Annotated in this window: 21 protein-coding genes and 1 pseudogene; 9 read left to right on the top strand and 13 right to left on the bottom strand. The window is 63.0% G+C overall.

The window, feature by feature from the left end; all coding sequences use genetic code 11:
• From ACLV8F_RS19460 to flgL, 8 genes and pseudogenes are all read left to right on the top strand, one after another.
• On the top strand, nt 1-1,020 hold a 1,020-nt coding region (locus tag ACLV8F_RS19460), incomplete at its 5' end, for a flagellar basal body P-ring protein FlgI (RefSeq protein WP_411885850.1).
• Nucleotides 1,021-1,025: 5 nt separating this feature from the next.
• A complete protein-coding gene (gene flgJ, locus ACLV8F_RS19455) occupies nt 1,026-2,006 on the top strand; it encodes a flagellar assembly peptidoglycan hydrolase FlgJ (protein ID WP_411885849.1) in 981 nt (326 codons plus the stop codon).
• Nucleotides 2,007-2,055: 49 nt separating this feature from the next.
• Nucleotides 2,056-3,753, top strand: a complete 1,698-nt coding sequence (locus tag ACLV8F_RS19450; RefSeq protein WP_411885848.1) for a methyl-accepting chemotaxis protein — start codon at nt 2,056-2,058, stop codon at nt 3,751-3,753.
• 7 nt (nt 3,754-3,760) lie between these two features.
• Nucleotides 3,761-5,407, top strand: a complete 1,647-nt coding sequence (locus ACLV8F_RS19445) for a methyl-accepting chemotaxis protein (RefSeq protein ID WP_411885847.1) — start codon at nt 3,761-3,763, stop codon at nt 5,405-5,407.
• 63 nt (nt 5,408-5,470) lie between these two features.
• Nucleotides 5,471-7,189, top strand: coding sequence for a methyl-accepting chemotaxis protein (locus ACLV8F_RS19440; RefSeq protein ID WP_411885846.1), 1,719 nt, complete (start codon nt 5,471-5,473; stop codon nt 7,187-7,189).
• Between the two features lie 249 nt (nt 7,190-7,438).
• Nucleotides 7,439-7,648 (top strand): annotated as a pseudogene (locus ACLV8F_RS19435) (methyl-accepting chemotaxis protein); the annotation flags it as partial.
• Nucleotides 7,649-7,999: 351 nt separating this feature from the next.
• Entirely contained in the window at nt 8,000-9,988 is a 1,989-nt protein-coding gene (gene flgK, locus ACLV8F_RS19430; protein ID WP_411885845.1) for a flagellar hook-associated protein FlgK, read from the top strand.
• Nucleotides 9,989-10,049: 61 nt separating this feature from the next.
• Nucleotides 10,050-11,267: a flagellar hook-associated protein FlgL gene (gene flgL / locus ACLV8F_RS19425; protein ID WP_411885844.1), complete on the top strand. Its 1,218-nt coding sequence runs from the start codon at nt 10,050-10,052 to the stop codon at nt 11,265-11,267.
• A 42-nt stretch (nt 11,268-11,309) separates the two neighbouring features.
• Here flgL and ACLV8F_RS19420 read toward each other — a convergent pair whose 3' ends face one another.
• Complete coding sequence (locus ACLV8F_RS19420) at nt 11,310-18,182, bottom strand: calcium-binding protein (protein ID WP_411885843.1); 6,873 nt, start codon at nt 18,180-18,182, stop codon at nt 11,310-11,312.
• A gap of 21 nt (nt 18,183-18,203) precedes the next feature.
• Between ACLV8F_RS19420 and ACLV8F_RS19415 the strand changes: the two genes are divergently transcribed.
• Entirely contained in the window at nt 18,204-18,377 is a 174-nt protein-coding gene (locus tag ACLV8F_RS19415) for a hypothetical protein (RefSeq protein ID WP_411885842.1), read from the top strand.
• A gap of 471 nt (nt 18,378-18,848) precedes the next feature.
• Here ACLV8F_RS19415 and ACLV8F_RS19410 read toward each other — a convergent pair whose 3' ends face one another.
• The 12 genes from ACLV8F_RS19410 to fliM form a co-directional block, all read right to left on the bottom strand.
• Nucleotides 18,849-19,478, bottom strand: a complete 630-nt coding sequence (locus ACLV8F_RS19410) for a hypothetical protein (protein ID WP_411885841.1) — start codon at nt 19,476-19,478, stop codon at nt 18,849-18,851.
• Complete coding sequence (locus ACLV8F_RS19405) at nt 19,475-19,798, bottom strand: hypothetical protein (RefSeq protein WP_411885840.1); 324 nt, start codon at nt 19,796-19,798, stop codon at nt 19,475-19,477. The genes ACLV8F_RS19410 and ACLV8F_RS19405 overlap by 4 nt, the downstream gene beginning before the upstream one ends.
• A 95-nt stretch (nt 19,799-19,893) precedes the next feature.
• Nucleotides 19,894-20,802, bottom strand: a complete 909-nt coding sequence (locus ACLV8F_RS19400) for a hypothetical protein (RefSeq protein WP_411885839.1) — start codon at nt 20,800-20,802, stop codon at nt 19,894-19,896.
• 8 nt (nt 20,803-20,810) lie between these two features.
• Nucleotides 20,811-21,431 carry a hypothetical protein gene (locus tag ACLV8F_RS19395; RefSeq protein WP_411885838.1) on the bottom strand — a complete coding sequence of 207 codons (621 nt, stop codon included), beginning with the start codon at nt 21,429-21,431 and terminating at the stop codon, nt 20,811-20,813.
• The gene (locus ACLV8F_RS19390) at nt 21,428-21,811 is read right to left on the bottom strand and encodes a hypothetical protein (RefSeq protein ID WP_411885837.1); all 384 of its coding nucleotides are present in this window, start codon (nt 21,809-21,811) and stop codon (nt 21,428-21,430) included. The genes ACLV8F_RS19395 and ACLV8F_RS19390 overlap by 4 nt, the downstream gene beginning before the upstream one ends.
• The gene (locus ACLV8F_RS19385) at nt 21,811-22,434 is read right to left on the bottom strand and encodes a hypothetical protein (protein WP_411885836.1); all 624 of its coding nucleotides are present in this window, start codon (nt 22,432-22,434) and stop codon (nt 21,811-21,813) included. The genes ACLV8F_RS19390 and ACLV8F_RS19385 overlap by 1 nt, the downstream gene beginning before the upstream one ends.
• Before the next feature lie 362 nt (nt 22,435-22,796).
• Nucleotides 22,797-23,591, bottom strand: a complete 795-nt coding sequence (gene fliR, locus ACLV8F_RS19380) for a flagellar biosynthetic protein FliR (protein WP_411885835.1) — start codon at nt 23,589-23,591, stop codon at nt 22,797-22,799.
• Between the two features lie 22 nt (nt 23,592-23,613).
• Nucleotides 23,614-23,883, bottom strand: coding sequence for a flagellar biosynthesis protein FliQ (gene fliQ, locus ACLV8F_RS19375; protein WP_411885834.1), 270 nt, complete (start codon nt 23,881-23,883; stop codon nt 23,614-23,616).
• Nucleotides 23,884-23,901: 18 nt separating this feature from the next.
• The gene (gene fliP / locus ACLV8F_RS19370) at nt 23,902-24,606 is read right to left on the bottom strand and encodes a flagellar type III secretion system pore protein FliP (RefSeq protein ID WP_411885852.1); all 705 of its coding nucleotides are present in this window, start codon (nt 24,604-24,606) and stop codon (nt 23,902-23,904) included.
• Nucleotides 24,607-24,680: 74 nt separating this feature from the next.
• Nucleotides 24,681-25,181, bottom strand: coding sequence for a flagellar biosynthetic protein FliO (fliO, locus tag ACLV8F_RS19365; protein WP_411885833.1), 501 nt, complete (start codon nt 25,179-25,181; stop codon nt 24,681-24,683).
• Nucleotides 25,178-25,639, bottom strand: coding sequence for a flagellar motor switch protein FliN (gene fliN / locus ACLV8F_RS19360; RefSeq protein WP_411885832.1), 462 nt, complete (start codon nt 25,637-25,639; stop codon nt 25,178-25,180). The genes fliO and fliN overlap by 4 nt, the downstream gene beginning before the upstream one ends.
• The gene (gene fliM, locus ACLV8F_RS19355) at nt 25,632-26,636 is read right to left on the bottom strand and encodes a flagellar motor switch protein FliM (protein WP_411885831.1); all 1,005 of its coding nucleotides are present in this window, start codon (nt 26,634-26,636) and stop codon (nt 25,632-25,634) included. Before fliM ends, fliN begins: the two co-directional genes overlap by 8 nt.
• Nucleotides 26,637-26,710 lie beyond the last annotated feature (74 nt).

The raw sequence follows: 26,710 nt of genomic DNA, 5'->3' as shown, positions 1-26,710 counted from the left end.
GCCAGCATCCAGGGCGTGCGCGACAACCCGCTGATCGGCTACGGCCTGATGGTGGGCCTGGACGGCAGCGGCGACCAGACCATGCAGACGCCTTTCACCACGCAAAGCCTGAACAACATGCTGGGCCAGCTCGGCGTGACGGTGCCGCCCGGCACCAACATGCAGCTCAAAAACGTGGCCGCCGTGATGGTGACCGCCGTGCTGCCGCCCTTTGTGCGGCCGGGCCAGGCCATCGACATCACGGTGTCTTCGCTGGGCAATGCCAAGAGCCTGCGCGGCGGCACCTTGCTGATGACGCCGCTCAAGGGCGCGGACGGCCAGGTCTATGCGCTGGCGCAGGGCAATATGGTGGTGGGCGGCGCCGGCGCGTCGGCCAGCGGCAGCCAGGTCAAGGTCAACCAGCTCAGTTCGGGCCGCATCCCGGCCGGCGCCATCGTCGAGCGCGCGGTGGAGTCCCCGCTGGGCGGCGACGGCACGCTGGTGATTGAACTCAACAAAAGCGATTTCGGCACCGCGCAAAAAGCCGTGGACGCGATCAACCGCAGCTTCGGCCCCGGCACGGCGCAGGCGCTGGACGCCCGCATGATCCAGGTCAGCGCGCCGGCCCGCCCCGAAGAGCGCGTCGGTTTCCTGGCCCGCATCGAGGACATCGACGTGAACCCGGCGCAGGCCGTGGCCAAGGTGGTGATCAACGCGCGCACCGGCTCGGTCGTGATGAACCAGACGGTGCGCATCAACGACTGCGCCGTCGCGCACGGCAGCCTGTCGGTGGTCATCAACACCGACCCCGTCATCAGCCAGCCCGGCCCCTTGTCGGGCGGCAACACCGTGGCCACCCAGCGCTCGCAGATCGAACTGAGCCAGGGCGGCGGCGCGCTGCAGGTCGTCAAGGGCGGCGCATCGCTGGCCGACGTGATCAAGGGCCTGAACGCCCTGGGCGCGAACCCGCAGGACCTGGTGTCCATCCTGCAGGCCATGAAGGCCGCGGGCGCGCTGCGCGCCGAACTCGAAATCATCTAAGCAGCATGAGCAATACCTCCATCGCCGGCACCAGCGGCCTGAACACACCGGCCTCCGGCGTCCTCGACCAGCGCCTGTCGCTGGACATCCAGGGCGTCGACGAACTCCGGCGCACGGCGCGCAGCTCGCCGCAGGAGGGCATGAAGCAGGCCTCCAAGCAGTTCGAGGTCATGTTCATGAACATGGTGCTCAAAAGCATGCGCGACGCCACGCCCCAGGACGGCATGTTCAGCAGCCAGTCGGAAAAAATGTACACCTCGATGCTGGACCAGCAGCTGTCGCAAAACCTCTCGGGCCGCGGCCTGGGCCTGGCCGATGCGATGTATGCGCAGTTGAGCCGCATGACGGGCGGGGACGCCGCGCCGCAAGCCGGCGGCCTTCCCATGCAGCCCATGTTCCCCGGCGGGGCCGGCGCGGTGGCGCCCAGGTCACTCCCCATGCCGCAGGCCTATGCGCCCGCCGCCGGCCGGGTGGACCTCTCGGTGTATGAGGAAGCCACCGCGCAGGCGACGCTGAGCCGCAGCGCGCTGCCGCAGGCGCACGTCGAGGCCTTTGTCTCGCGCATGCTGCCGGCCGCGCAGCGCGCCAGCGAAGCCAGCGGCGTGCCGGCGCAACTGATCATGGCGCAGGCCGCGCTGGAGTCCGGCTGGGGCAAGCGCGAAATCCGCATGGAAGACGGCAGCACCAGCTTCAACGTCTTCGGCATCAAGGCCGACCGCAGCTGGAAAGGCCCGGTGGCCGAAAGCGCCACCACCGAATTTGTCAACGGCGCGCCGCAGAAGACCCGCGCCGCTTTCCGCGCCTACGGCTCGTACGACGAGGCCTTTGCCGACTACGCGAAATTCCTGTCGAACAACCCGCGCTATTCCGGCGTGGTCGCCACGCGCGACCCGGCCGAGGCGGCGCACGGCCTGCAGCGCGCCGGTTATGCGACGGATCCCGAGTACGGCGGAAAACTGGTCCGCATCATGAAGCAGATGACCTGACGCGTTGCGCCGGCTATGCACACACACGTCACCTTCTACAAAGAGTTTCATGCTTATCCGTAATTTCAAGATCGGCACCCGCCTGGGCCTGGGCTTCGCGCTGGTGCTGGTGTTCCTCACGGCCATCGCGGTGCTGGGCATCTGGCGCCTGCAGGGCGTGGGCCATGCCACCAGCGACATGGCCAGCCAGGCGCTGGTCAAGGAGCGGCTCGCGGCCGACTGGCTGGTCGCGACCAGCACCAACAGCGTGCGCACCTTCGCGCTGGTGAAAACCGACGACCCGCACGACCAGGAATATTTCCAGAAGAACATCGCCAAAACCAGCCTGGCCATCACCGAGACCTCGGGAAAGCTGCTGGCCATGCTGGACACGCCGGAAGAAAAAAGCCTGTACGAAGACAGCATGAAAAAACGCACGGCCTACATCGGCTTGCGCACGGCGGCCCTCAAGCTCAAGGCCGAAGGCCAGTCCGCGCAGGCGGTGGAACTGGTGGACACCAAGCTGGTGCCGGCGCTGGAAGCCTACGACGCCAGCATCAAGGCCATGCTGTCTTTCCAGAAAAACCACATCGACCAGACGGTGAGCGCCATCGACGTGCTCTACCGCTCCAGCCGCATGAGCCTGGGCGCCATGGCGCTGGCGGCGCTGGCGCTGGGCGGCCTGCTGTCGTGGTGGCTCACGCTGGGCATCACGCGCCCGCTGAGCCGCGCCCTGCAGGTGGCCGAGACCGTGGCCGCCGGCGACCTGACCAGCCGCATCGTGGTCGGCAGCCAGGACGAGACCGGCCAGCTGATGCAGGCCCTGAAGAACATGAACGACAACCTGGTGGGCATCGTCGGCAACGTGCGCAGCGGCACCGACACCATCGCCACCGCTTCCAGCCAGATCGCCGCCGGCAACCATGACCTGTCGTCGCGCACCGAACAGCAGGCCAGCGCGCTGGAAGAGACGGCCGCTTCGATGGAGCAGATCACCTCCACCGTCAAGCAGAACGCCGACAACGCGAAGCAGGCCAACCAGCTCGCGGTCTCGGCCTCCAGCATTGCCGTCAAGGGCGGCAGCGTGGTGGCCGACGTGGTCGGCACCATGGGCGCCATCAATGCCTCCTCGAAAAAAATCGTCGACATCATCAGCGTGATCGACGGCATTGCCTTCCAGACCAACATCCTGGCCTTGAATGCCGCGGTGGAAGCCGCGCGTGCCGGTGAGCAGGGCCGGGGCTTTGCGGTGGTTGCCGCCGAGGTTCGAAGCCTGGCCCAACGCAGCGCCGCCGCCGCGAAAGAAATCAAGGCCCTGATCGGCGACTCGGTCGGCAAGGTCGAGGAAGGCAGCAAGCAGGTCGCCGAGGCCGGCCGCACCATGGACGAGATCGTCAGCAGCGTAAAACGCGTCACCGACATCATGGCCGAGATCACGGCTGCCAGCCACGAACAGACGGCCGGCATCGAACAGGTCAACCAGGCGATTACACAAATGGACCAGGTCACGCAGCAGAATGCCGCGCTGGTCGAAGAGGCTGCCGCAGCTGCATCTTCCATGCAGGAACAGGCCGGGAACCTCTCGCAGGTGGTCAGTGTGTTCAAGCTGGAAGGCGGCCATGACCGCGACATCCAGTATGCGGTCCCGGCCTACGCCAGCAGGCCGGCGCCCCGCCAACCGCCCCGCGCGCGGCAGGCCATCGCGGCGCCGATCAAGGAGGCCGTTGTAGCGGCCGAAAGCCGGGAGCGCCAGGCCTTGGGCCTTTGACGCAGACATGATGCTCAGCCAGCTCAACATCAAAACCCGTTTTGTCGTCTTGATGGGATGTTTCGCGTGCGGTTTTATCGCCTGCGGCGCCTGGTCTTTCAAGACGCTTCACGAGGTCAAGGTGAACGGGCCGCTGTATGAGCGCATCGTCCAGAGCAAGGACCTGATTGCCGACATCCTGCCGCCGCCGGAATACATCATCGAGTCCTACCTGGTCTGCATGCAGATCCAGGATGCGCCCGATGCGGGCGTGCGCAAACAGCTGGTGGCGCGCCTGGCAGCCCTGAAGGGCGAGTACGACACGCGCCATGCCTTCTGGCAAACGCAGCCGCTGGAAAAAGACCTGCGCCAGGTCTTCCTCGAACAGGGCCACACACCCGCCCTGGCGTTTTACGCGGTCGCCGCCAATGAATTCATCCCCGCGATGGACAGGCAGGACCCTGCCGCCGCCGCGGCCGCCATGGCCCGTTTGACGCAGCACTATGAAGCGCACCGCAAGGCCGTCGACCAGGTTGTGGACATGGCGACCCGGCGGTTTTCGGCGGATGAAGCCGCCGCGAAAGGCGACATTGCCTCGGCGAACTGGCTGATGCTGGCGGTGCTGCTCGCGGGCCTGGCCTCCAGCATCGCCGTGGCCGCCGCCATCATCCGCAGCCTGCTGCGCCAGCTGGGCGGCGAGCCCGCGCTGGCGACCCGCATCGCCCACCAGATCGCGGCGGGCGACCTGACGGTTGCCATTTCGCTGAAGGACGGGGACCAGGCCAGCCTGCTGCATGCGATGCGCGGCATGCGCGACAGGTTGCTCAAGGTGGTGGGCGAGGTCCGCGCCGGCACCGACACCATCGCGACCGCCTCCAGCCAGATCGCGGCCGGCAACCATGATTTGTCCGCGCGCACCGGGCAGCAGGCCAGCTCGCTCGAAGAAACCGCGGCCTCGATGGAAGAGTTGACGGGCACCGTCAAGCAGAATGCCGACAACGCCCGGCAGGCCAATCAGCTGGCCGTGACGGCCTCCAGCGTGGCCGTCAAGGGCGGCAGCGTGGTGGCCGAGGTCGTCGGCACCATGGATGCCATCAATGCCTCGTCCAGAAAGATCGTCGACATCATCGGCGTGATCGACGGCATTGCCTTCCAGACCAACATCCTGGCCTTGAATGCCGCCGTGGAAGCCGCGCGCGCCGGTGAGCAGGGCCGGGGCTTTGCGGTCGTGGCCGCCGAGGTGCGGACCCTGGCCCAGCGCAGCGCCGCCGCCGCGAAAGAAATCAAGACCCTGATCGGCGACTCTGTCGACAAAGTCGAAGAGGGCAGCCAACAAGTCGCCGAGGCCGGAAAGACCATGGACGAAATCGTCGCCAGCGTCAAGCGCGTGACCGACATCATGGCCGAGATCACCGCCGCCAGCCAGGAGCAGACGGCCGGCATCGAGCAAGTCAACCGGGCCATCACGCAGATGGACCAGGTCACACAGCAGAACGCCGCGCTGGTCGAGCAAGCCGCCGCCGCGGCGTCGTCGCTGCAGGAGCAGGCCGCCGGGCTGTCGCAGGTGGTCGGCGTGTTCCGGCTTGAAGAGGCCCACCCCGCATCGCGGCGCCTGGCGCGCATCCCCCCATCGGGCACGTCATCGGCGACCGCCGGGCATTGGGAGCCTGTCTAGTTTTTGTGTTTGTTATCTGTTGAGTTCAACGTTCGCATCCGCGGCCATCCAAGGAATAAAAATATGCAGTGGTTTCATCAACTTCGCGTCATGACCAAGCTGGTCGGCAGTTTCCTCGTCGTCGCGGCCATAGGCGCCGTCATTGGCGGCCTGGGCATTTTTCACATGGGCCGCATCAGCGCCGCCACCGAGACCCTCTACAACGAGGAGGTGCGCGGCCTCAAGGGCGTGCAGGAGGCGAACATCCACCTGCTGTACGCCAGCCGGGCGCAGATGACGCTGTTGTCGGCCTCGTCCATCGGCGAGCGCAACACCGGCAAAAAAGACATCACGGCGGCCTTGAAGGAGGTTGACGAGCTGATGGCCGAGGTCAAGCCCTTGCTGGAAGACGAGGCCTCGGGCGCGGCGCTGTACCAGCAGTACGCCGCCAAAATGCCGGCGCTCAAGCAGCAGATGACGGATTTTGTGGCGCTGCTCATGAAGCAGTCGCTGGACTCCTCGCAGTACGACGGCAAGGTGTTCGACGACAGCGCGGTGCTGGTGAAGGACTCGCGCGTGGTCGAGGAAATCCTGCAGAAAATGGTCGCCTACAGCGACGAGCAGGCCAAGGCCAGCATGGAGAACGTGGCCGGCACCTACAAGGCCTCGCGTTTGATGATGCTGGTGCTGGTGCTGGCCGGCATCGCCGCCAGCATAGGCCTGGGCGTGGCGATGGCGCGCATGCTGGGCCTGCAGATCGGCGGCGAGCCGGCCTATGCCGCGGGCATCGTCGACCGTGTGGCCGCGGGCGACCTGACGGTGCACGTGGACCTGCGCAAGGGCGACAGCCGCAGCCTGCTGTATGCCATCCACAAGATGCAGCAGGAACTGACCCGCGTGATCAGCCAGATCCGCCAGGCCAGCGGCACCATCGCCACGGCCAGCAGCGAAATTGCCGCCGGCAACCATGACCTGTCGTCACGCACTGAAGAGCAGGCGAGTTCGCTGGAAGAAACCGCCGCTTCGATGGAAGAACTCACGTCGACCGTGAAACAGAATGCCGACAATGCGCGCCAGGCCAACCAGCTGGCCGTGTCGGCCTCCAGCGTCGCCGTCAAGGGCGGCAGCGTGGTCGCTGAAGTGGTCGGCACCATGGGCGCGATCAATGCGTCCTCGCGCAAGATCGTCGACATCATCGGTGTCATCGACGGCATTGCCTTCCAGACCAACATCCTGGCTTTGAATGCGGCTGTGGAAGCGGCGCGTGCCGGTGAACAAGGCCGTGGCTTTGCCGTGGTGGCCGCTGAAGTTCGCAACCTCGCGCAACGCAGCGCCGCAGCCGCCAAGGAAATCAAGACCCTGATCGGTGACTCGGTCGACAAGGTCGAAGAGGGCAGCAAGCAGGTCGCCGAAGCCGGCCGCACCATGGACGAGATCGTCGACAGCGTCAAGCGCGTGACCGACATCATGGCCGAGATCACGGCCGCGAGCCAGGAGCAGACGGCCGGCATCGAACAGGTCAACCAGGCCATCACGCAGATGGACCAGGTCACGCAGCAGAACGCCGCGCTGGTGGAGGAAGCGGCCGCTGCCGCATCGTCGCTGCAGGAGCAGGCCGGTGAGCTCTCACAGGTCGTCAGTGTGTTCCAGCTGGAGGACGGCCATGAACTGCCGCCCACGGCGCAGCGCCCCAAGGCCGCCGCGCGCCCGGCCGCCAAGCCCAAACAACCACCCCAGGCGCAGCAGGCCATCGCCGCGCCGCGCGAGCTGGCGGCAGCCGGCGGCGATTGGGAAACCTTCTAAAAAACGGATGAAAAAAAGCCCGGAACGAACGCAGTTCCGGCTCAAGTTTCCACCGCAACCAGCCGATAAACAAAAGCAAGGCGTGCCAGGATATCCCTTGCAGGCCGCAGCAATGATTTCCAAGGAATGCGCATGAACGCGACAACCCGTTACCCCGTACCGAACGCCGCCGACCTGGCGCTGGCCTCCACGCTGGGCCAAGCGGCGCAGCCCGCGCCCCCGGCCGGCGGCGAGGCCGGTTATGTTCCTTCCCACAAGATCGTCGACATCATCGGCGTGATCGACGAGATCGCGCTGCAGACCCGCAGCGTGGCGCAGAGCGCGGCCGCCGAGGCAGCGCGCGCCGGCGAGCAGGGCCGTGGTTTTGCGCTGGTGGCCGCCGAGGTGAAAAGCCTGGCGCAACGCAGCGCGGCGGCCGTCAAGGAAATCAAGGGAATGATCGGCGACTCGGTCTACAAAGCCGGCATGGCCGATGAAGACCGGCAGCGTGAATTTGAAGAGCGGGCAAAAAGATGGCAGAAATCTCTGGCCGCGTAAGCAGCGTATTTCTGTCTTGCTCCCTCTCCCCCCTGGGAGAGGGCGGGGGGTGAGGGCCGACGGCCTGTCAAACACAACCCATCCAAATCGGGGGAGGCCTCACCCTAACCCTCTCCCGGAGGGAGAGGGAATGAAGAAGGAATGGGAGCCGGAAGTAATTTGATCAGGAATACACCTCAAGTTTTCCCAGGCCCCGGCCGTTATGTATGTATCTATCCCGTGAGCGTCATCAGCACTCCCAGGCGCGAACCGTCGCCGTGAAAGACCCGATTTATGTCCAATAGCATGTTTTACACGGGCCTGAGCGGCCTGAACGCCGCACAGGCCGCGCTGGTCACCACCGGCCACAACACCGCCAACGTCAACACCGTCGGCTACAACCGCCAGTCCGCGCAGATCGCGACCGCCGGCGGCAGCTACCGCGCCAGCGTCGGTTTCTTCGGCAACGGCGCCAAGGTGGTGGACGTGACCCGCAGCTACGACGCCTACCTGGTCTCGCAGCTCAACAGCGCGGTGTCGCTGAACCAGTCGCTGTCGACCTACTACACGCAGATCAGCCAGATCGACAACCTGCTGGCCAACCAGAAAGCCGGCCTGGCGCCCCAGCTGCAGTCGCTGTTCACCAACATCCAGGCCGTGGCCAACACACCGGCCGACACGGCGGCGCGCCAGCAGATGATCAGCTCCGCGCAAGCCACGGCCAACCAGTTCCGCTCCATGGACCAGTACCTGACCGGCCTGAACAGCACCACCAACGACCAGATATCCGGCACCGTCGACCAGATCAACACCTACGCCGAGCAGATCGCCAACCTGAACAAGCAGGTCGCCGTGTACAGCAACGGCACGGGCGGGCAAGCGCCCAACGACCTGCTGGACCAGCGCGACCTGCTGGTCAGCCAGCTGGGCCTGCTGGTCGGCACCAAGCTTGTGGTGCAGGACGGCGGCCAGTACAACATCACCATCGGCAGCGGCCAGACCCTGGTGCTGGGCGACAGCGCCACCAAGCTCTCGGCCGTGCGTTCCGCGGCCGACCCCAGCCGCATCGCCGTTGCGGCCGTGAACGCCGCCGGCCGTGCCGTGGAACTGCCCGACAGCATGCTCAGCGGCGGCGGCATGATGGGCGGCTTGCTGCAGTTCCGCAACGAGACCTTGATCCCCGCGCAAAACTCGCTGGGCCGCATGGCGATCGCCATGTCGGATGCCTTCAACGACCAGCACAAGCTCGGTATCGACCTGAACGGCGCGCTGGGCACCGACTTCTTCTCGCAGTCCACCCCCAACCTGCTGGCGAACAGCCGCAACACCGGCAACCTGGTGATGACGCCGTCGTTCTCCGACAGCAACCAGCTGACCATCAGCGACTACCGCCTGGACGTGGGCGCAGGCCCCTCCTACACGCTGACCCGGCTGTCCGACAACAAGTCCATTCCGCTGGCCGCCGGCTTCCCCGGCGCCGCGCCCGCCAACACCACGACGTTTGACGGCGTCACCCTGACGCTGGCCAGCGGCGCCGGCGCGCCGGGCGATTCCTTTTTGATCCAGCCCACGCGCAGCGGCGCGCGCGACCTGGCGGTGCTGGTGACCGACCCGGCCAAGATCGCGGCGGCCTCGCCCATCGTGACCGGCAACACGGCCGCCAACCAGGGCAGCGGCAAGATCAGCGCCGGCACGGTCGACGCGGCCTACCCCGGCGCGCCGCTGGCCGCGAAGGTGACGCTCACTTACGACGCCGCCACCAGCCAGCTTTCGGGCTTCCCGGCCGGCGCCGCCGTCACCGTGACGCGCGCCGACGGCACGCCCGACCCCGCCAGCCCCTACGCGCCCGGCGCATCCGTCAACTACACGCCCGGCGCGACCATGAGCTTCAACGGCATCAGCGTCACCCTGAGCGGCGCGCCCGCCAACGGCGACACCTTCACCATCGCGAAGAACAGCGGCGGCGTCTCCGACGGCAGCAATGCCCTGTTGCTGGGCGGCTTGCAGAACAAGAAAACCATCGGCAACGGCACCGCCAGCTTCAACGACGCCTATGCCCAGCTGGTGAGCACCGTCGGCAACAAGGCACGCCAGATCCAGATCGCCGGCAGCGCGCAGACCAGCCTGGCCGTGCAGATCAGCGCCGCGCAGCAGTCGGTGTCGGGCGTGAACAAGGACGAGGAAGCCATGAACCTGCTGATGTACCAGCAGATGTACCAGGCCAATGCCAAGGTGATCCAGACGGCGTCGGAGATGTTCGACGCGGTCCTGGCCATCAACTAAGCGCTCACTTACGAGCACAAGCAAATACACAAGCAGCCAGCAAGGCCACCAGGAGTTCACCATGCGCGTCAGCACCCAGTCTTTTTACGATCAGAGCCGCGCCGGCATGGCCTCGCAGCAAAGCAGCCTGCTGCGCGTGCAGCAGCAAATCGGCGCCATGACCAGAATCCTCGCGCCCTCGGACGACCCGCTGGGCGCCACGCGCGCGCTGGCGGTCTCGCAGTCGATCGCGCTGAATTCGCAGTACGCGACCAGCCGCGCCCAGGCCACGCAGACTTTGTCGCTTGAGGAGAACAACCTGCAAAGCGCGACCACCGTGCTGCAGGGCATCAAAAGCCTGCTGGTCGAGGCCGGCAACGGCACCCTGACCGACGCCGACCGCGCCACCCTGGCCACCACGCTGCAAAGCGCTTACGACCAGCTGCAGGGCATCGCCAACGCCGACGACGGCAACGGCCAGTACCTGTTCGCCGGCTTCAAGAGCGGCAGCCCGCCGTTCGTGAAGCAGCCCGACGGCAGCATTTTGTATGCCGGCGACCAGGGCCAGCGCCTGATGCAGGTCGACGTGTCGCGGCAGATGGCCGGCACCGACGACGGCCGCAGCATCTTCCAGAGTGTGCAGGGCGGCGCGGGTTACGTCAGCCAGCAGCAGGCCGGCAACACCGGCAGCGGCGTGTTCGGCACGACCTCGGTGGTCGATATGGGTGATGCCAACTACGGCAAAGACTTCGTCATCACCTTCACCACGCCCACGACCTACCAGGTCGACACCAACACGGTGCCGCCGGTGGCCATCGTGCCGTCCACCACCTTCACCGCCGGCAGCCCCATCCAGTTCGGCGGCCTGCAGCTCAACATCACCGGCGCCCCCGCGGCCGGCGACAGCTTTCACGTCGCCACCGCCAAAAACGCCGGCACCGACGTCTTCGCCACCATAAGCGACGCCATCAAGGCGCTGCGCACCCCCGTCGACAACGCCGGCCAGCCCGGCCGCGCCGCCCTGCTCAACGCCCTGAGCACCGCCAACCGCAAGATCACCAACGCCCACGACAACGTGATCACCGTGCGCGCCTCCGTCGGCACCCGGTTGCAGGAACTCGACGCCCTGGGCGACACCGGCGACAGCCGCACCCTGTACGACAAGAGCTACCTGTCGGACCTGCAAGACCTGGACTACGCCAGCGCCATCTCCGAGTTCTACCAGCGCGAGACGGCGCTGAAGGCGAGCCAGCAGACCTTTGTACAGATCCAGCAGATTTCGTTGTTTAACTATCTGTAAGTGGGGTGGCCGGGCGGCTTCGCCCGGCCGGAAAGAGATGGCTTAGTGCCAGTTGGCGGCCAGCACAGGCGCGAGCGCTGTTTGCTGCGCGGCTGTCAACGTCGTCTGGCCCATGCTCGGCGGCACAAAGCCGGCCATCGCTTGCACGAGGGCCTCGACCTGGGTGTCGAGCAGTACCTTGTTGTCGCTGGTCTTGATCTGTTCGACGTGGTACTGGTTGCCCAAGTACCAGTTCTGCACCGTCATCCTGTCGGCCGTGCCGATGATGTTGATCGCCAGGTCGTTGCCCGTGTGGCTGAACCACAGCTGGTTATTCGACACGCCGGTGATGAAAGACAGTACGTCGGTGTTGCCGACCGTGGCGTCGTTCTCGACGATGCGGTCCTGGGCCATGCCTCGATAGGCTTGGTAGGTGTCGCTGCCGGCGCCGCCTGCCAGGGTGTTGTTACTCGCATTGCCGGTCAACTCGTTGTCCAGCGCATTGCCTGTTCCGTTGGCGTTCAGGCTTCCCACCAGTGTGAGGTTTTCGACATTGGCCGCCAGGGTGTAATTGCCCAGGTAGCTTTGCACCGTGTCCGTGCCTTCGCCGGCCAGCTCGGTCACCACGTCGCCCGCGTCGTCGACCATAAAGGTATCGTTACCCATGCCGCCCGCCATACTGTCCGCGCCTTCGCTAAATACCGCCGGGGCGATGGAAGCATCCGTGCGCCGGCTGCCATCCAGCATCGCAGCCGTGCCTGCTTTGATGGCATTGGACAGCGCATAGTTCTGGATAAAACCGTCGCTGAAATACACATTGTCGAGTTGCACTGCAGTACCGCCGCTGAACTTGACCACTTCCACTTGTCCGGCGGGCAATCCGCTTTGGCGTGTCAGCGTGATCGTGTTTCCCGCGTGCGCGGCCGCATAATCGCCCAGGCGGCCCGTTAGGTAGATTTCATCAATGCCTCCACCCAGGCCCGAAGCATCCACGCTGCTGCCGGCTGTCACGTAGACTTTGTCCACAGCAGATGATCCCAAAATCTGCAGGGTCTGGCCCACGTGGCCCGAAGGCGCCCAGCTGCCCGACATGGCGATTTCATTGATCACCTGGTCACCGGTAACGAGCTTGGCCGTCAAGCTGCCCGTGAGGATTGCCAACTTGATCGGCTGTGGCGTCGCCGTGTCCATCACATCGTCGCCCGCGCCGCCTGAGAGCATGTCGTTACCCCAGCCGCCTTGCAAAACATTGTTGCCGCTGTTGCCTGTGATGATGTTGTTCAGTGCATTGCCGGTGCCGCCGGCATTCAAGCTGCTCATCAGTGTGAGGTTTTCGACATTGGCCGCCAGGGTGTAATTGCCCAGGTAGCTTTGCACCGTGTCCGTGCCTTCGCCCGCCAGTTCGGTCACCACGTCGCCCGCGTCGTCGACCATAAAGGTGTCGTTACCCAGGCCGCCGGCCATGCTGTCCGCGCCTTCGCTGAATACCGGCGGGGCGATGGACGCATCCGTGCGCTGGCTAGGGTCCAGCACCACCGCAGTACCCGCTTTCAAGGAATTGAGCAAGGCATTGGTTTTGATATAGCCGTCGCTGAAATACACGTTGTCCGTCAAGACTGCTGATCCACCGGATATCTTCACCACCTCCGCTTGACCGGCGGGCAAGCCGGTTTGACGTGTCAGCGTGATCGTGTTGCCTGCGTAAGCCGTCGCATAGTCGCCCAGGCGGCCCGTCAGGTAGATGTCGTCAACGCCTCCACCCATATTCGTGGCATCCACGCTGCTGCCGGCCGTCACATAGACCTTGTCCACCGTGGATAAGCCAAAAATCTGCAAAGTCTGGCCTACATGGGCCGAAGGCATCCAGCCGCCTGAGATGGCCACATCCACCATAGACTGGTCGCCGACAAAGGGCCGCGCGCTCGCTGCATAAGCGAATAGCCGGATCGGCTCCAAGGTGGCCTGGTCCATCACATCGTCGCCAGCGCCTCCGCCCAAGGTGTCGTTGCCCCAACCGCCACGGAGTGTGTTGATGCCGCCGTTACCCGTGACCATGTTGTCAAACGCATTGCCAAAGCCACTGATGGCCGCCATCCCCGTCAGGCTAAGGTTCTCCACATTGGTCGTGAGGGTGTAGTCGATGGACGTGGTGACGTTGTCGATACCCTCGTTGGAGTTCTCCAACACCACGTCACCTGCGTTGTTGATCGTATAGCTGTCATTGCCGGCCAGGCCTTCGAGCCGGTCCACACCTGCGGTACCTGCAAGTGTGTCGGCGCCGGACGTGCCAACCATTCGGTTGACTGCTGCGGTGGCCGCCGTGGTCACCCTCTCTACGGTTCCGAAGCCGTCGGTATAGCTGACGGCCACCCGCAGCGTTTGACCGGCCAGAGTAAGGGCCAGGGCCAAGCTGCTGGCGGTTGCGCCGCTGATGGCATTCCAGTTGCTGCCATCCACCGAGCTTTGCCATTGGTAGCTGAAGGCTCCCAAGCCATCGACATCGGCCAAGGTACTGGAGACGTTCAGCACATCGCCTTGCTGGACGGTGGTAGCAGAGGTCACAGCCATACCTGATCGCAGCAAACTGATCGCGCCGGTGGGCGCGTCATTGATTGCCGTGACGTTGAAGGTCAAGGTGTTGGGCGCGGTATCAAACGCACCGTACTGGTCCTTGACCGAGAACGACAGGCCGGCATAGCTATTGCCGTTGGCGTTGGCTGCTGGAGTGAACACGAGGCGGCCGGCAGCCAGGTCGGCGGCGCTGATGACTTGCGCGGCGGTGACGGCTGCGCCGTTCAGTTTCAGGCTGCCGGCCGCCGGCAAGCTGTCGATGCGCACGGCGCTCAGGCTGTCGCCGGGATTGGCGTCGGCAAAACCCAGATCGGCGGCGGTGATCGCATAGCTGCCGTCTTCATTGAGCGTGAGGGTTTTGTTTGCCCCGGTGGGGGCAATGTTCAGCAGGGCGTTAAGCCATGCAGCATCCTTCATGCTGCCAGCGGCAAACTCGAATTTTTCAACCGCATAGTTGTTGATGGCCGGCGCGGCAAAGCTCACGCTGTCGCCGGATGCCACAGACAATGTGACCTGTCCGTTGGCCATGCTGGCGGTGATCTGCGCCGCGCTGATGCCCGCGCCGAACACGATGCGGTCGTTTCCGCCGGTGTCAATGATGGTGTCCCGGCCTCCACCCAAGCCGAAGCGATAGCGGTCGTCGCCAGTGCCGCCATTGAGTGTGTCCGCGCCGGCGCCACCGTCCAGCGTGTCGTCACCCTGGCCGCCGTCCAATACATTGGCCGCGCCGTTGCCGGTCATTACGTTGCTCAGTGCGTTGCCGGCGCCATTGATCGCCGCCGCACCGGTCAGGGTCAGGTTTTCCACATTGGCGCCGAGTGCGTAGCTGACGCTGGCCAACACGGTGTCAATTTCACTGGCCAGGGAGGACGTCTCGGTCACCACGTCCCCCGTGCTTTCTATCACATAGGTGTCGTTGCCCGCGCCACCCTGCATCACGTCGCTGCCCTGGCCGCCGTCCAGCGTGTCGTCGCCCAGCCCTCCGTCGAGTACGTTGTTGCCCGCGTTGCCGCTGAGGGTGTTATTCAAGGCGTTACCGGTGCCGTTGACTGAGGCCGCGCCGGTGAGAGCCAGGTTCTCGACATTGGCGCCCAGGCTGTAGCTGACGCTTGAAAGCACCGTGTCCGTGCCCTCATTGGTGTTCTCCACAACGCTGTCGCCAGTGCTGTCGACCACGTAGACGTCATTACCTGCGCCGCCGCGCATCGCATCGGCCCCGGTGCCGCCGCTGATGACATTGGCCGCCGCAGTCCCCGCCAGCACATCCGCGCCTGTGGTGCCAAAGACCAGATCTTCCATGGCGTACTTTTGCCCATCGGCGAACTCCACAAACTCGATGCGTGCCTTGCTGTTGGTTTGCTTTCTCAGCGTGATCCGATCGCTGATTGCTACCCCGTTGTGGGCGACGCTGAACATCCAGTCGGCGCCGTTGACCGTCAATACCAGGTCTTCCCGGCCAATGTCCACGCCAAAGCGCAGGGTGTCCTGGCCTGCGTCGACCTCAACTTCCGTCGTGCTTGTTGAATCTATGCTCCGGCTGGCTGTGGTGTATTGCCAATACCTGCTCGAGCCCATAGCCATGGTGAGAAGTTGGGAGTAGCCCGGATGGCCGGCAGGCGTATTTGTTTCCTTCAACGAGTTGGCAACGATGTCAAGAGTCCGCTGGTAGAGTGCATTACCAATCGCCGGTCCTGCCAATACGGCCACCAGGTAATACTCAACCCGTGTGGTGATCGTTGTGGCTATTGCCGTGGCCGCATCGCTAATGTCGTCGGTGCCATCGTCCCGGTTGAAAACATAGACGTCGTTGCCGCGTCCGCCTTGCAGCGTGTCGTCGCCCGTGCCGCCATACAGCAGGTCGCCGGCAGCGCTGCCGGCCAGCACGTCGTTACCTGCGCCGCCGGCCAGAATCACCCGGCTTGTGCCGCTGGTGCGCAGGTTGTCATTGCGGACGCCGCCTACCGCAGCCTCAATGCCCGCCGCCCCAAGGTCCAGCGATACGGCCGCATTGCCGGTCACTACCGCCATGTCAAAGCCCGCCCCTCCATCGAGGTTGCCTTGCCCATCCTGCGCATCGATCACCAGGGTATCGTCGCCGTCGCCACCCAACAGCATGTCTGAACCGGCGTCGCCCGCCAGCCAGTCGTCGCCGGCACCACCTACGAGTCTGTCGTCGCCCGCGCCGCCTTCGAGCAGCACGGCCTTTTTGCTTCCGGCCGCCAGCAAGTCGCGGCCGGCGCCGCCTATGGCCCCATCCAGGCCCTGCGCGCCCAGGTCCAGGTTCAGCGCGCTGGTGCGTGCAATCCCGTAGACGAGACCGCCGCTTTCGGTCATGCGTACCAGGTTGCTCTCCACGCTGGCCTTCCACCCCTGGGTGTCGTAGCCCAAGCCTACGTCGGCGGCCCAGCCTCGCGTGCCGTTGGTTTTTTCATACGTGGCAAAGCCGGCCACATGGTTGCCGCCGTTGCTCCAGTCGGTTTGGGCCACGCTGAGGCTTATGCTTTTGATACCGGCTTCGGCCAGGGTTTTGAGCTCTCCTGCGTCACTCACGCCATCGCCGTTTTTGTCCTGCCACACCCTCAGGTCGGCAAAGCGGGAATCCTGGGCATCGAATTTCTGGTCATGGTTGGTGTCGAAGGCGGTTTGAAGGGCCTGTAAATCGGTGTCGCCAGTGTCAGCCGTCCACATCGCAAAAGACAGTTCCCGGGCATCGGTGATCTTGCCGTCGTGGTTTTCATCAATCGCCAGGAATGCATCGTCACTCCCTAACCAGCCGATATTGCGCCGGTAGCCGTCGCCCTGGATGTCGTACCAGGCATGGCTGTCTTCCTGGGCCACCAGTTCAATACCATCGTTGTCCATGTCCAGCGCGACGGGCCACCAACTGCTCCAGCCATAGTCGTAGCTGTCATAGTCATAGCTGTCATAGTTGTTGTAGCCGCCATAGTCGTAGCTGCCGTAGTGATAGGCGCTGTAGTCATAACTGTCGTAGGTATAGGTGTTGTAGCTATAGGTGTTGGCGTCGTAGCTGTAGCCGGCATAGTCGACCACACTGCTGTCATAGCCCCAGTCAAAGTAATCCAGGCCCCCGGCGGCGGGGGCCTGGTAGTTCCATAGGGTGGAGGTGTCATTGCCGCTGTCCAGCACGCTGGCACCATTGCCAAGGTCAAACCCATCCAGCAAGCCCAGGCCCTGGGTTTCCGGGTCGTCGAGCTGCAGGGGAATCGCGGCGCCGGTCTGGAGATCGTGGTGATGGCGGTAGTAGTCGCCCAGCGCGCTGTCACCCAGCATCAGCAGGCGGGCGCCGCCCCAGGCTTCGCCTTCGGCCTGGGAACCGCTCAGTGTGCGCAGCTCCGCGGCATCCAACACCAGGTCATCCATGTCGCCCGTGGCATTGCGCAGGCTTTGCAGCATGTTGGCCAGGGTGTCGCTGGTGGGGGCGCCGTCTGCGTTATCCAGTGTCTTGCTGCGTCCTGTGAGGGTTCCGTCGCTTCCATAGAAGCTGCTGGTCTCTACGCCGTTCAGTTGTTCTATCACCGAGACGGGAGAGATTTCGGCCGTCGGACTGAGTTGCCGGCCCGTGAAGGCATAGGTAGTGTTTCCCTGGCCATCAGTGTTGCTTTGCTTGACTGTGTAGCCTTCGCCACCCAGGGCATTGCCGTCGGAGGTTCGGCTATACACAGTGTTCCCCCCTTCAGCATTGGGGACGACTATGTGGTACTCGCCCGTAGCGGCGTTGCTGTTGATGGCTGTGCCACCTTCATAGTTGTACGTAATGGACCCGTCGGCCATTTTTTGCGGGATGTAGATAACTTGGCCTGGGATAACGCCATTGAGATCGGTGATGCCGGGGTTGCTGGCCTGCAGATCTGTCAGCGAAATGTTGTTGCCGGCATTCTTCTGGGCCATAACGATGCGGTCGAGTGTGGCTCCCTCTTTCAGCGTGACGCTGTGACTATTGGCACCGTTGTCGATGAAATAGTTTTGCAGTGCTTTGACATTGGGTGCTGCTGTGCCTGACGGGGCGTTGGTCCATGACTGACCGTTGGACGTAGGTACCAGGGGCTGGCTGTTCTGCAGGTTACCGTTATTGTCGTACCGATAGCTGTTGGCGCTGAGGGGAGTTCCGTCGCTGTTGTACTTGTACTGCGTCGCAGTAATGCCGGTGATTTGACGATCGCTGTCTCGTATCGTGATGCTTTCATTCTTGACGTAGTTTCCGCTACTGTCCTTGACCCAGTAGACGTCGGTCTGGGTGTTTCCCGTCTGGCTGCTGATTGGGGTATTGAGTGGGGCGAAGCCGGTAGTCTGGGATTGGATAAGGTCGTAGGACTTTTTGGCGACGGCCTGCGTTACCGAATTCACGGCAACGGGTGGGATTCCAATATGAATACCCTGCGAGAGGTAATCAAAGAAACGCTCGCCCTCGCGGATATTGGCGTCATTAGGGGGGTTATTGCCGAGCTCTCCGTTGATATTGATGGTGGAGCTGCCTTTCTTTACAAGATCAATTCCATATTGGATGGTGTTGTAGGCACCGCCACCAAGAACCGGGGCTAAGTCTGGTAATCCAGCCGCTTTGCTGGCAACCCCCAGAATGAATGACGCCGCCGGCCTGAAATCGTCAACAAAAGGCATGCCAATATGCCCGTTATAGGAACGCTGCAGGTCATCAGGCCGCCCCGCCTGAAAATTATCAACGAAAGCGGACAGTGTTTGTGCCGTAGCCAGCGGGTTTTTCACGACATTCATCGCCGCATATTTATTGATGAATGAACCAAGGTCAAACGTATAGGGAACGACGTATGGCTTCATCGTTGCAGGATTGAGTATGTAGTTTCCAAGGTCATCCTGAAGCCATTTTGCGGAGACAGTGTTTCCATTTCTGTCAGTGGCCGGTGGTGTGATACCAAATGTTGTAGAAGTAGGCATTGTTTTAGAAAAATGTTGTGTGAAAGATCGAATCCAATTACGCAAGACGCGAAAGTGGTCACCGTGCTGTGTCGAGAAACCGAAAAGATGTTGATGTACCTAGAGCAGCGGGATAGAACTTCCAGAGTAGGGATATTCGCAGTTAAAGCTCACTCTGTAAAAATGCTCCGCGACCTTCATACTCGACCAATCGCAAACGGCGAGCCTGTACTGTTGTTCTTTAGCGCGCAACCACCAATCTCTGGACTTAACACCATCTCCGTTGTCAAGGCCATCACTTTCATCAAAGATTAGAAACTCTTCATGGAAGCTATCCCACCTAAACGTGATGAATCGTGGGGCCTCTGCTCGCTCTACCATGGCGACCTTCTGCAAATAAGCATCTTTAACAAAATAGAAATTGGCATAAGTCAATGCGTGCTGAATTCCTTGCGTGAAGAAAATCGGTGCCATCGTCAGCGCCCCAATGCTTAAGACAATTGAGGCGAAAACAAGCTGGCGCTTTTTTTGAGTTTTTACAAACCCACGCCTTACTGTCACGATGCCTAACGCAAGCGTTGCCAAAGCCAATCCGAAAGAAGGCCAAAATCTAGAGAAAAGAATGCCATTGAGAAGAAAATTAACAAATAGAAGTACCGTGATAAAAACGACAAGTGCAAGGCATCCTCCAGACACCAGCTGTGGCCTGATTACAAAAAAACTTGGTATTAATTTGACGGGTTCATTCATGCTGCGATTCTCCATTTACTATTTGTCCAATCACCGGCACCGCCAGCGGCGTTGCTGTTGAGGGCGACGTCATTGGCATAGTGGTCGGTGATGGAGCCATCGGTGAGTCTCTCGGGCATGTAAAGCGGAGTGCCCGCCGCGACTTGATTCAGGTCGGTTAGCGGACAGAGCGCTTCAAGAAAACACACTGTTGCTAGAAATGCCGTAAAAAATGGCAGTAAAAATGGTTTCATTCTTTGAGCCTGAAAAGTTGGTTTTGACATTGCCGTCTTACCTTTCAAAATAGGCGTGAACAAAATTTCGTCTGTGTCCAGACGCAAGGCCTGCAAGACATAAATAATAATTTTTGGCGTGATATCGCTTAATGCCTCGCATGGGCGTCCTCCTTGTATAGGTTAAAAACTACGAATGGCCATCACGGTTTATTCTTGGCACCCGACTTGAACCCCTTGGGATGCGAGCCCGGCCCCCGGTCATTGGCAACAATGCGGTCGGCCATCGATTGGGGCAGTTCGATCGTCAAGGCGAAATCGCTCAATAGCATCCCAAGGGGTTCGTGCGTGGTACCGGGCTTGCGCACAGTAATTGCCATCTTGCGTGTCCCCGATCCAGCCCAGCTCACCGTGCGGGAGAAGCCGGGATCCCCTTCCAGAGCAAGGTAGTCGATGCCTTGGAAGAGTTCCTCGCCGTAAATCCAGGGAATCAGTGTTGCCAGAGGCCAGGTAATCTTGTCGCCCTTGATGCTCTGCAAGCCAAACTGGTCGCGGAAAAATGGATCCAACGCGCCGTACTTTGGTTTGGCCTGACGGGCCTTGATGGAGTGCTCCAAATCCTTTCTTGTACTGCTAATAAAAATGGCGGAAGGCAGATAAGGCAAGTGGTAATAAGAGAGTTCCAACTCTTTGGGAATCATTCCATTGCGGTAATAAATTTCGAATCGGTGCTCGGTACGCGTCTCGCAAATTTTGGGATTGCCTTGTTCGCCGCAGTTTTCCTCGTCTTGGGGTTTTAATAACTTGTAGGCAACTGCTTCGGCGCCTTTCAATTCCGTGCTCACATATTCAGGAGGCATGCAGAACTTGGTGGCGAATTCTGGTGTCACTGCCCATACCCAGCTTTCCTTGATGTAGTGGGTTTTTCCAGGTTGGGGGCCGTTGTAGTGGCCATTCGAGCAGTTCTGGTATCTGGCTTTGATTTCGGCTTCGCTGAGTGCTCCGGAGACTGCGGCGGATGGCGGCGCCGGTTGCGCCTGTGCCGTACAGGTGCCGGCCAGCCAGCACAGGCCCATGAGGGCCAGGATCAGTTTTGGGGTGGAGGTTTTCATGGTTTTGTTCATCCAAAAATAAAAGTTGATTCAGCAGCGAGTCGATTGGAGAAGGCCCGTTCAGTGCTGCCAGCTTTGACGGGGAGGTAAGGAAAGACGTGGTTTGGGCCTTCGCCGGAGCCAATGCCCGTCACTCGAATGGGACTTTTAGGCCCGGGCTTTGGTTTGGGTGCAGCCGGCGGATAAACCCTGAGCCGCACCAGGTGGTTGTTGCTGGGATAAACGTACTCAAACACCTCCACCCGGCTGTTCTGGAAAATCACCTGGAGGCCGCTGGTGGGGTAAATCCCGTTGAGCCTGGACTTGATGGGTATGGCCGTTTCGTACCGGCGGCCGGCCAGGGCCCATTTGAGTGCCATGGCTTCAGGCAGCGCCTGCATGGTGGTGACTGAGTAGCCGCCCAGGCAACGCTCATCGCCGTCTTTGGGGCGGGCAGGGAGTGTCGGTAATTCCCACAGGGTGCCGCCGTAGTTGGCGCGGATCTCCGAAACCGGCGTGGCCTCCATGTTGCAGAAGGAGACCTTGTACTGGGTTTGCGGTTTCATCGCGCAGGCTTGCAGCAAGGCGATGCAGCCGGCGGGCAGCAAAAGGAGAAGCGCGCGGCGCCAGTTCATGGCAATGGCGTTCACGGCTTCTCTTCGCAAGGGGTTTTGGTCGGCGCTCGGCTGCACTGACCGGGCACCACACTGAGCCAGCCGTTGGCGTCCAGCTGCAGGCAGTCGTCCCGCGGCACCAGCAGGCTGACGTCGATGTCAAAGCGCTTGATGGGGCCTTCGAAACCCCTCGTCGAAAGGCGGCGTTCTTCGTAGTGCAGCACGAATTTTTCCAGGCGATGTCCGGGCGGCACCGAAAGCGTGCTTTCGGCTGTTTGACAGTTGGGCGGGCCGGCCTGGTCGTTGGATGGCGCAGGTGCGGGTGGGGCGGTGGCGCACCCGGCCAAGACCACCGTCATGCAAACCTGCGCGGCGGCGCGCACCGTGCGGCTTGCCTGGGTGTTGCGCAGCTTCATCAGGCGCGCTCCCCGTGGATACGCATCGGACTGGCCGCCGGGCAGCCGGCCAGCGAAGGGTCCAGCTGCGTCACCAGCTTGCTGACGGGCGTGAAGTCGGGGTATTTCGCGGTGATGTCGCGCAGGACGCGGTTCAGGACTTCTTCGGCGCTGTTGCCGGGCAGCCAGCCGTTGACGAGCAGGGTGTCGAGGTCGTTGCTGGTGTTGCCGAGCACGGCGGAGACGGCGTAAAAAGTCTTCTCAGGCCTTCTGGGGGCGGTGGCCTTGTTGGTGGCGCATATGTCCGGCGGCCAGGTGATGTCGGTGACCGTGGTTTGTGCGATTGCGTAGCCCGGGTATTTTTCCATCACCAGGCGGGTGAAGATGCCGATGGCTTCGTCCACGCTGCCGGCCGCTTGCGCGGAATGGACCAGCCTGAAGGTGAAGTCCTTGACGCCCTCACGCAGGATGGCGGAGACCAGGTAGTGGGTTTTGGGTGCGGCCTTGGGGGCGATTTTTTTCCTGTTCGGCTCTACCGCGTGGCTGATGTGTGGCTGGGTGAGTGCGATGCCGAAGCAGGCGGCGTTTGCCAGCCATGTTCGCCGTGTGGCCATGGCTTTTGTTCCGGCCGTGATTCTTTGCATGGTTTCCGCCTCCTCGAATAGCGTCGTTGATGGCCTGCGGAGAAGGGCTCCCGGCGGTGACGCCCGGCGTCATGTGCGTTGCCGGGCTGTTTTTTAGACGCTGAACGGTATTCGAGTTCGAGGGATAGAGGCGGGTGGATTGTCCGGGCGCGGTCAATCTTTGTCGGGCTTATTGAAATTTTTCAGCGGGGTGCTGTTTCAGGCCTGGGCTTGTGGGCGCCTTCACACCTTGATGGGCGAGGGGCATGCGCCGTTCGTGCAGGAAGTCCTTCGGCAAGCTCAGGACAGGCCCTTCGACAGGCTCAGGGTGAACGGGTGGGGCGGCTCAGGGCGAACGGGGAGAGCGAACGGGCGGAGACGCCCTATTGCCGCAAACCCTGCAAGAACCCCAACGTGCCCGTGAAGCCCGCCGCGAAGCGCGGCTCCAGGAAAGGCGCCAGGTATTGCATCAGCAGCTGCAGCATGGCCATGCCGGCGAGCAGCGTGATCGGGAAGCCGACGGCAAAGATGCTGAACTGTGGTGACACGCGGTTCAGGATGCCCATGGCGAGGTTGAGGGTGAGCAGGGTGGCGATCAGGGGCAGGGCCAGCATGAGGCCGCTGGCGAAGATGTCACCGCCGGCGTTGGCGAGCAGGAACCAGCCGCCGGCCGTCAGCGGCGCATCGGAAATCGGCAGGACGTGAAAACTGTCGGCCAGAGTCATGACCAGCATCAGGTGGCCGTCGACGGCGAGAAACACCAGCATGGCCATGGTGTTGAGCAGGCGGGCGATGACCATGGTGTTGCCGCCGCTGGTGGGGTCGAAGAAGGACGCGAAGGACAGGCCCATCTGCAGGCCGGCGTATTCACCGGCGGCTTGCACGGCCGCGAAGACCAGGCGCATGGAAAAGCCCATGGCCGCGCCTATCAGGACCTGCTGGATCAATATCCAGAAGCCGGCGGCGGACGCCACGGGCACGTTGGGCATGGGGCCCAGCGTGGGCGCGACCACGATGGCCAGCAGCATGGCCAGGCCGACTTTTGTCCTGCGCGGAACGGCGGCTTCGCTGAAGATGGGCGCGGTGATGAGCAGGGACAGCATGCGCACGAAAGGCCACAGAAAGGCCACCATCCAGACGTTGAGCTGGTCGGAGGTGACCGAAAAAACCGGGGGCATCAGCTGCCTGTATCAGGCGGCATCAGCCGACGATTTGCGGGATGGAGGAAAACAGGGTGCGCATGTAGTCCAGCACGGTGTTGAGCATCCACGGCCCGGCGATCACCAGCGTGGCAAAGACGGCCAGCAGCTTGGGGATGAAGGACAGCGTCATTTCATTGATCTGCGTGGCGGCCTGGAACAGGCTGATGAGCAAACCGGTGACCAGGGCCACCAGCAGCAGCGGGGCGCCCAGCAGCAATGAGAGCTTCATGGCTTCATAGCCCATGGCCATGACGGATTCGGGTGTCATGTGGTGTCTTTGCGTTCGCTAGATGTAAAAGCTCTGCGCCAGCGCGCCTATCAGCAGCTGCCAGCCGTCGACCAGCACAAAGAGCATGAGCTTGAAGGGCAGCGAGATGGTCGCGGGCGGCACCATCATCATGCCCATGGACATCAGTACGCTGGCCACCACCAGGTCGACGATGAGGAAGGGGATGAAGATGGTGAAGCCGATCTGGAAGGCGGTCTTGAGTTCGCTGATGACAAAGGAGGGCAGCAGGATGCGCAGGCTGACGTCTTCGGGGCCGTCGAGTTTTTCGACGTTGGCCAGCCTGGCGAACAGGGCCAGGTCGGCTTCGCGGGTCTGCTTGAGCATGAACTGCTTGAAGGGCTCGACGCCGCGTTCCAGCGCCTGCTCGGCGCTGATCTTGTTTTCAGAGAAGGGTTTGTAGGCGGTGGCGTGCACCTTGTCGAAGACCGGCGACATGACGAAGAAGGTCAGGAACAGCGACAGCCCGACCAGCACCTGGTTGGGCGGTGACGACTGGGTGCCGATGGCGGTGCGCAGCAGGCCCAGCACGATGAGGATGCGCGTGAAGCTGGTCATGGACAGCAGCAGCGCGGGCAAAAAAGACAGCGAGGTCAGCAGCACCAGCGTCTGCACGCTGAGCGACCAGGTCTGGCTGCCGCCCGGCCCTTTGCTGCTGGTGATGCCGGGCAGGCCCTGGGCCGAGGCGGCCCCGGGCAGCAGCATCAGCACGGCCACGATGAAGGCGGGCACCAGCAGCAGGGCCACGCTGGCGCGCAGGCCGGGAAGCTTGATCTTCATCAGGCGCTCTTCTTGAGCTTGTTGAGCTTGTTCAGCGATTCGAGCAGCTTGTTCGAGAAAGCGCTGCCGGGGCCGGTGAAGCGCTGGGGCGCGGGCGCCGCGTCGCTGTCGGGAAGGTTGCCGGGCAGGCTTTGCGCGGGCATGGTGTGCAGCGCGCGCACCTGGCCGGCGGCCACGCCGACCACCAGCCACTGGCCGCCGATCTCGACGACCACGACGCGTTCGCGCTGGCCGACCATGGCGCTGGAGACGACCTTGAGCAGGCGGCCGCTGCCGGTCTGCTGCAGGCCGAAGCGCCGCGCCACCCACGCGCAGCCGAAAATCATCGCGACGACAAAGGCCAGGCCCAGGCCGGCCTGCAGCAGGCCGGCGGCGCCGAAAGAGGAGGCGCGCGCCGGTTCGGCCGCGGCCGTGGGCACGGTGGGCAGCACCGCGGCGGCCGACAGGCACACGCCGGCGAGCAGCAGGGCGCCCAGCCCGCGAAACAAGGCACGGCTCATCGGTTCAGTTTCTGCATGCGCTCGGACGGCGTGATGATGTCGGTCAGGCGTATGCCGAACTTGTCGTTGACGACGACGACCTCGCCCTGTGCGATCAGGTAGCCGTTGATGAAGACGTCCATGGGCTGGCCGGCCAGGCCGTCGAGTTCAACGACGGAGCCCTGGGACAGCTGCAGCAGGCTTTTGATGGTGATGCGGGTGCGGCCGAGCTCGGTGGTCAGCTGCACGGGCACGTCGAGCACGCGGTCTATGTCGCCGCGGGCGATTTCAAAAGCGGCGTTGCCTTGCAGCGGCTGGAACACACGCTCGCCGGCGACGGTGGAGGCAGGGGCGGGAGGCGCTGCCACAGGCGGTGGCGCGGGCGCGGCGGCGGGCGCGGTGGACTGCGCCTGTTCGGCGAGCGCGCTGCCCCAGTCGTCGGTGTCGGCCGCCGGCTGGTCTTTGTTGTCTTCACTCATGGTCTTTTCCCTTGCTGGAGTCGCTGTCCTGGTGGTGGATCATTTTTTCCACGCGCAGGGCATAGTGGTTGTTGGAGGTGCCGTAGCCGCATTCCATGACGGGCACGCCGTTGACCTTGCCGATGATGGTTTCGGGGATGTCGACGGGCAGCACGTCGCCGGCCTGCAGCCGCAGCAGCTGGCCTATGCTCGACTGCAGGGTCAGGAAATGCGCGCGCAGCTCGACTTCGGCGCTTTGCACCTGTTGCGACAGCTGCTTGACCCAGCGCTTGTCGACCTCGATCTCGTCCTGCAGCGGGTTCGACAGCAGGTCGCGGATGGGCTCGATCATGGAATAGGGGATGCAGACGTTGAGCGCCCCGCCTATGGGGCCGAACTCGATCTGGAAGGTGGTGTTGATCACCACCTCGTTGGGCGCGACGATGTTGGCCAGCTTGGCATGCATCTCGGAGCGCACGTATTCGAACTCGATGGGGTAGACCGGCTGCCAGGCGCTGCCGTAGCTGTCCAGCGTCAGGCTCAGCAGGCGCTTGATGATGCGCTGCTCGGTCTGCGTGAAGTCGCGGCCCTCGATGCGCACGTGGTAGCGGCCGTCGCTGCCGAACAGGTTGTCGACGACCAGGAACACCAGCTTGGGGTCGAACACGAACAGCGCCGTGCCGCGCAGGGGCTTGAGGTGCATCAGGTTGATGTTGGCCGGCACCGGCAGGTGGCGTATGAAGTCGCCGTATTTCTGGATCTGCACCGAGCCGACCGAGATGTCGGCGCTGCGGCGCATGAAGGTCAGCAGGGCGCCGCGCAGGTGGCGCGCGAAACGCTCGTTGATGACCTCCAGCGTGTGCATGCGGCCGCGCACGATGCGCTCGTCCGTGCCGAGGTTGTAGGCCGGCGGGCCTTGGGGGACGGGCGGCGCTGCGCTCTCCGCGCCGGCGTCACCGGTGACGCCCTGCAGCAGTGCATCTACCTCGTCCTGCGAGAGCTGCTGTTCATAAGCCATGGGCGAATTTCATTGAGGGCGGCTTTTATCGGGGCGGTTGGGGGCGGCGCGGATGTGTTGCGGCGTGCTGCTTG

It is taken from the genome of Polaromonas sp. YR568, assembly GCF_943369675.1.
Lineage (GTDB): Bacteria > Pseudomonadota > Gammaproteobacteria > Burkholderiales > Burkholderiaceae_C > Polaromonas.
The sequence above is the reverse complement of the archived record's forward strand: the minus strand, read 5'-3'. Positions and strand labels throughout refer to the sequence as shown.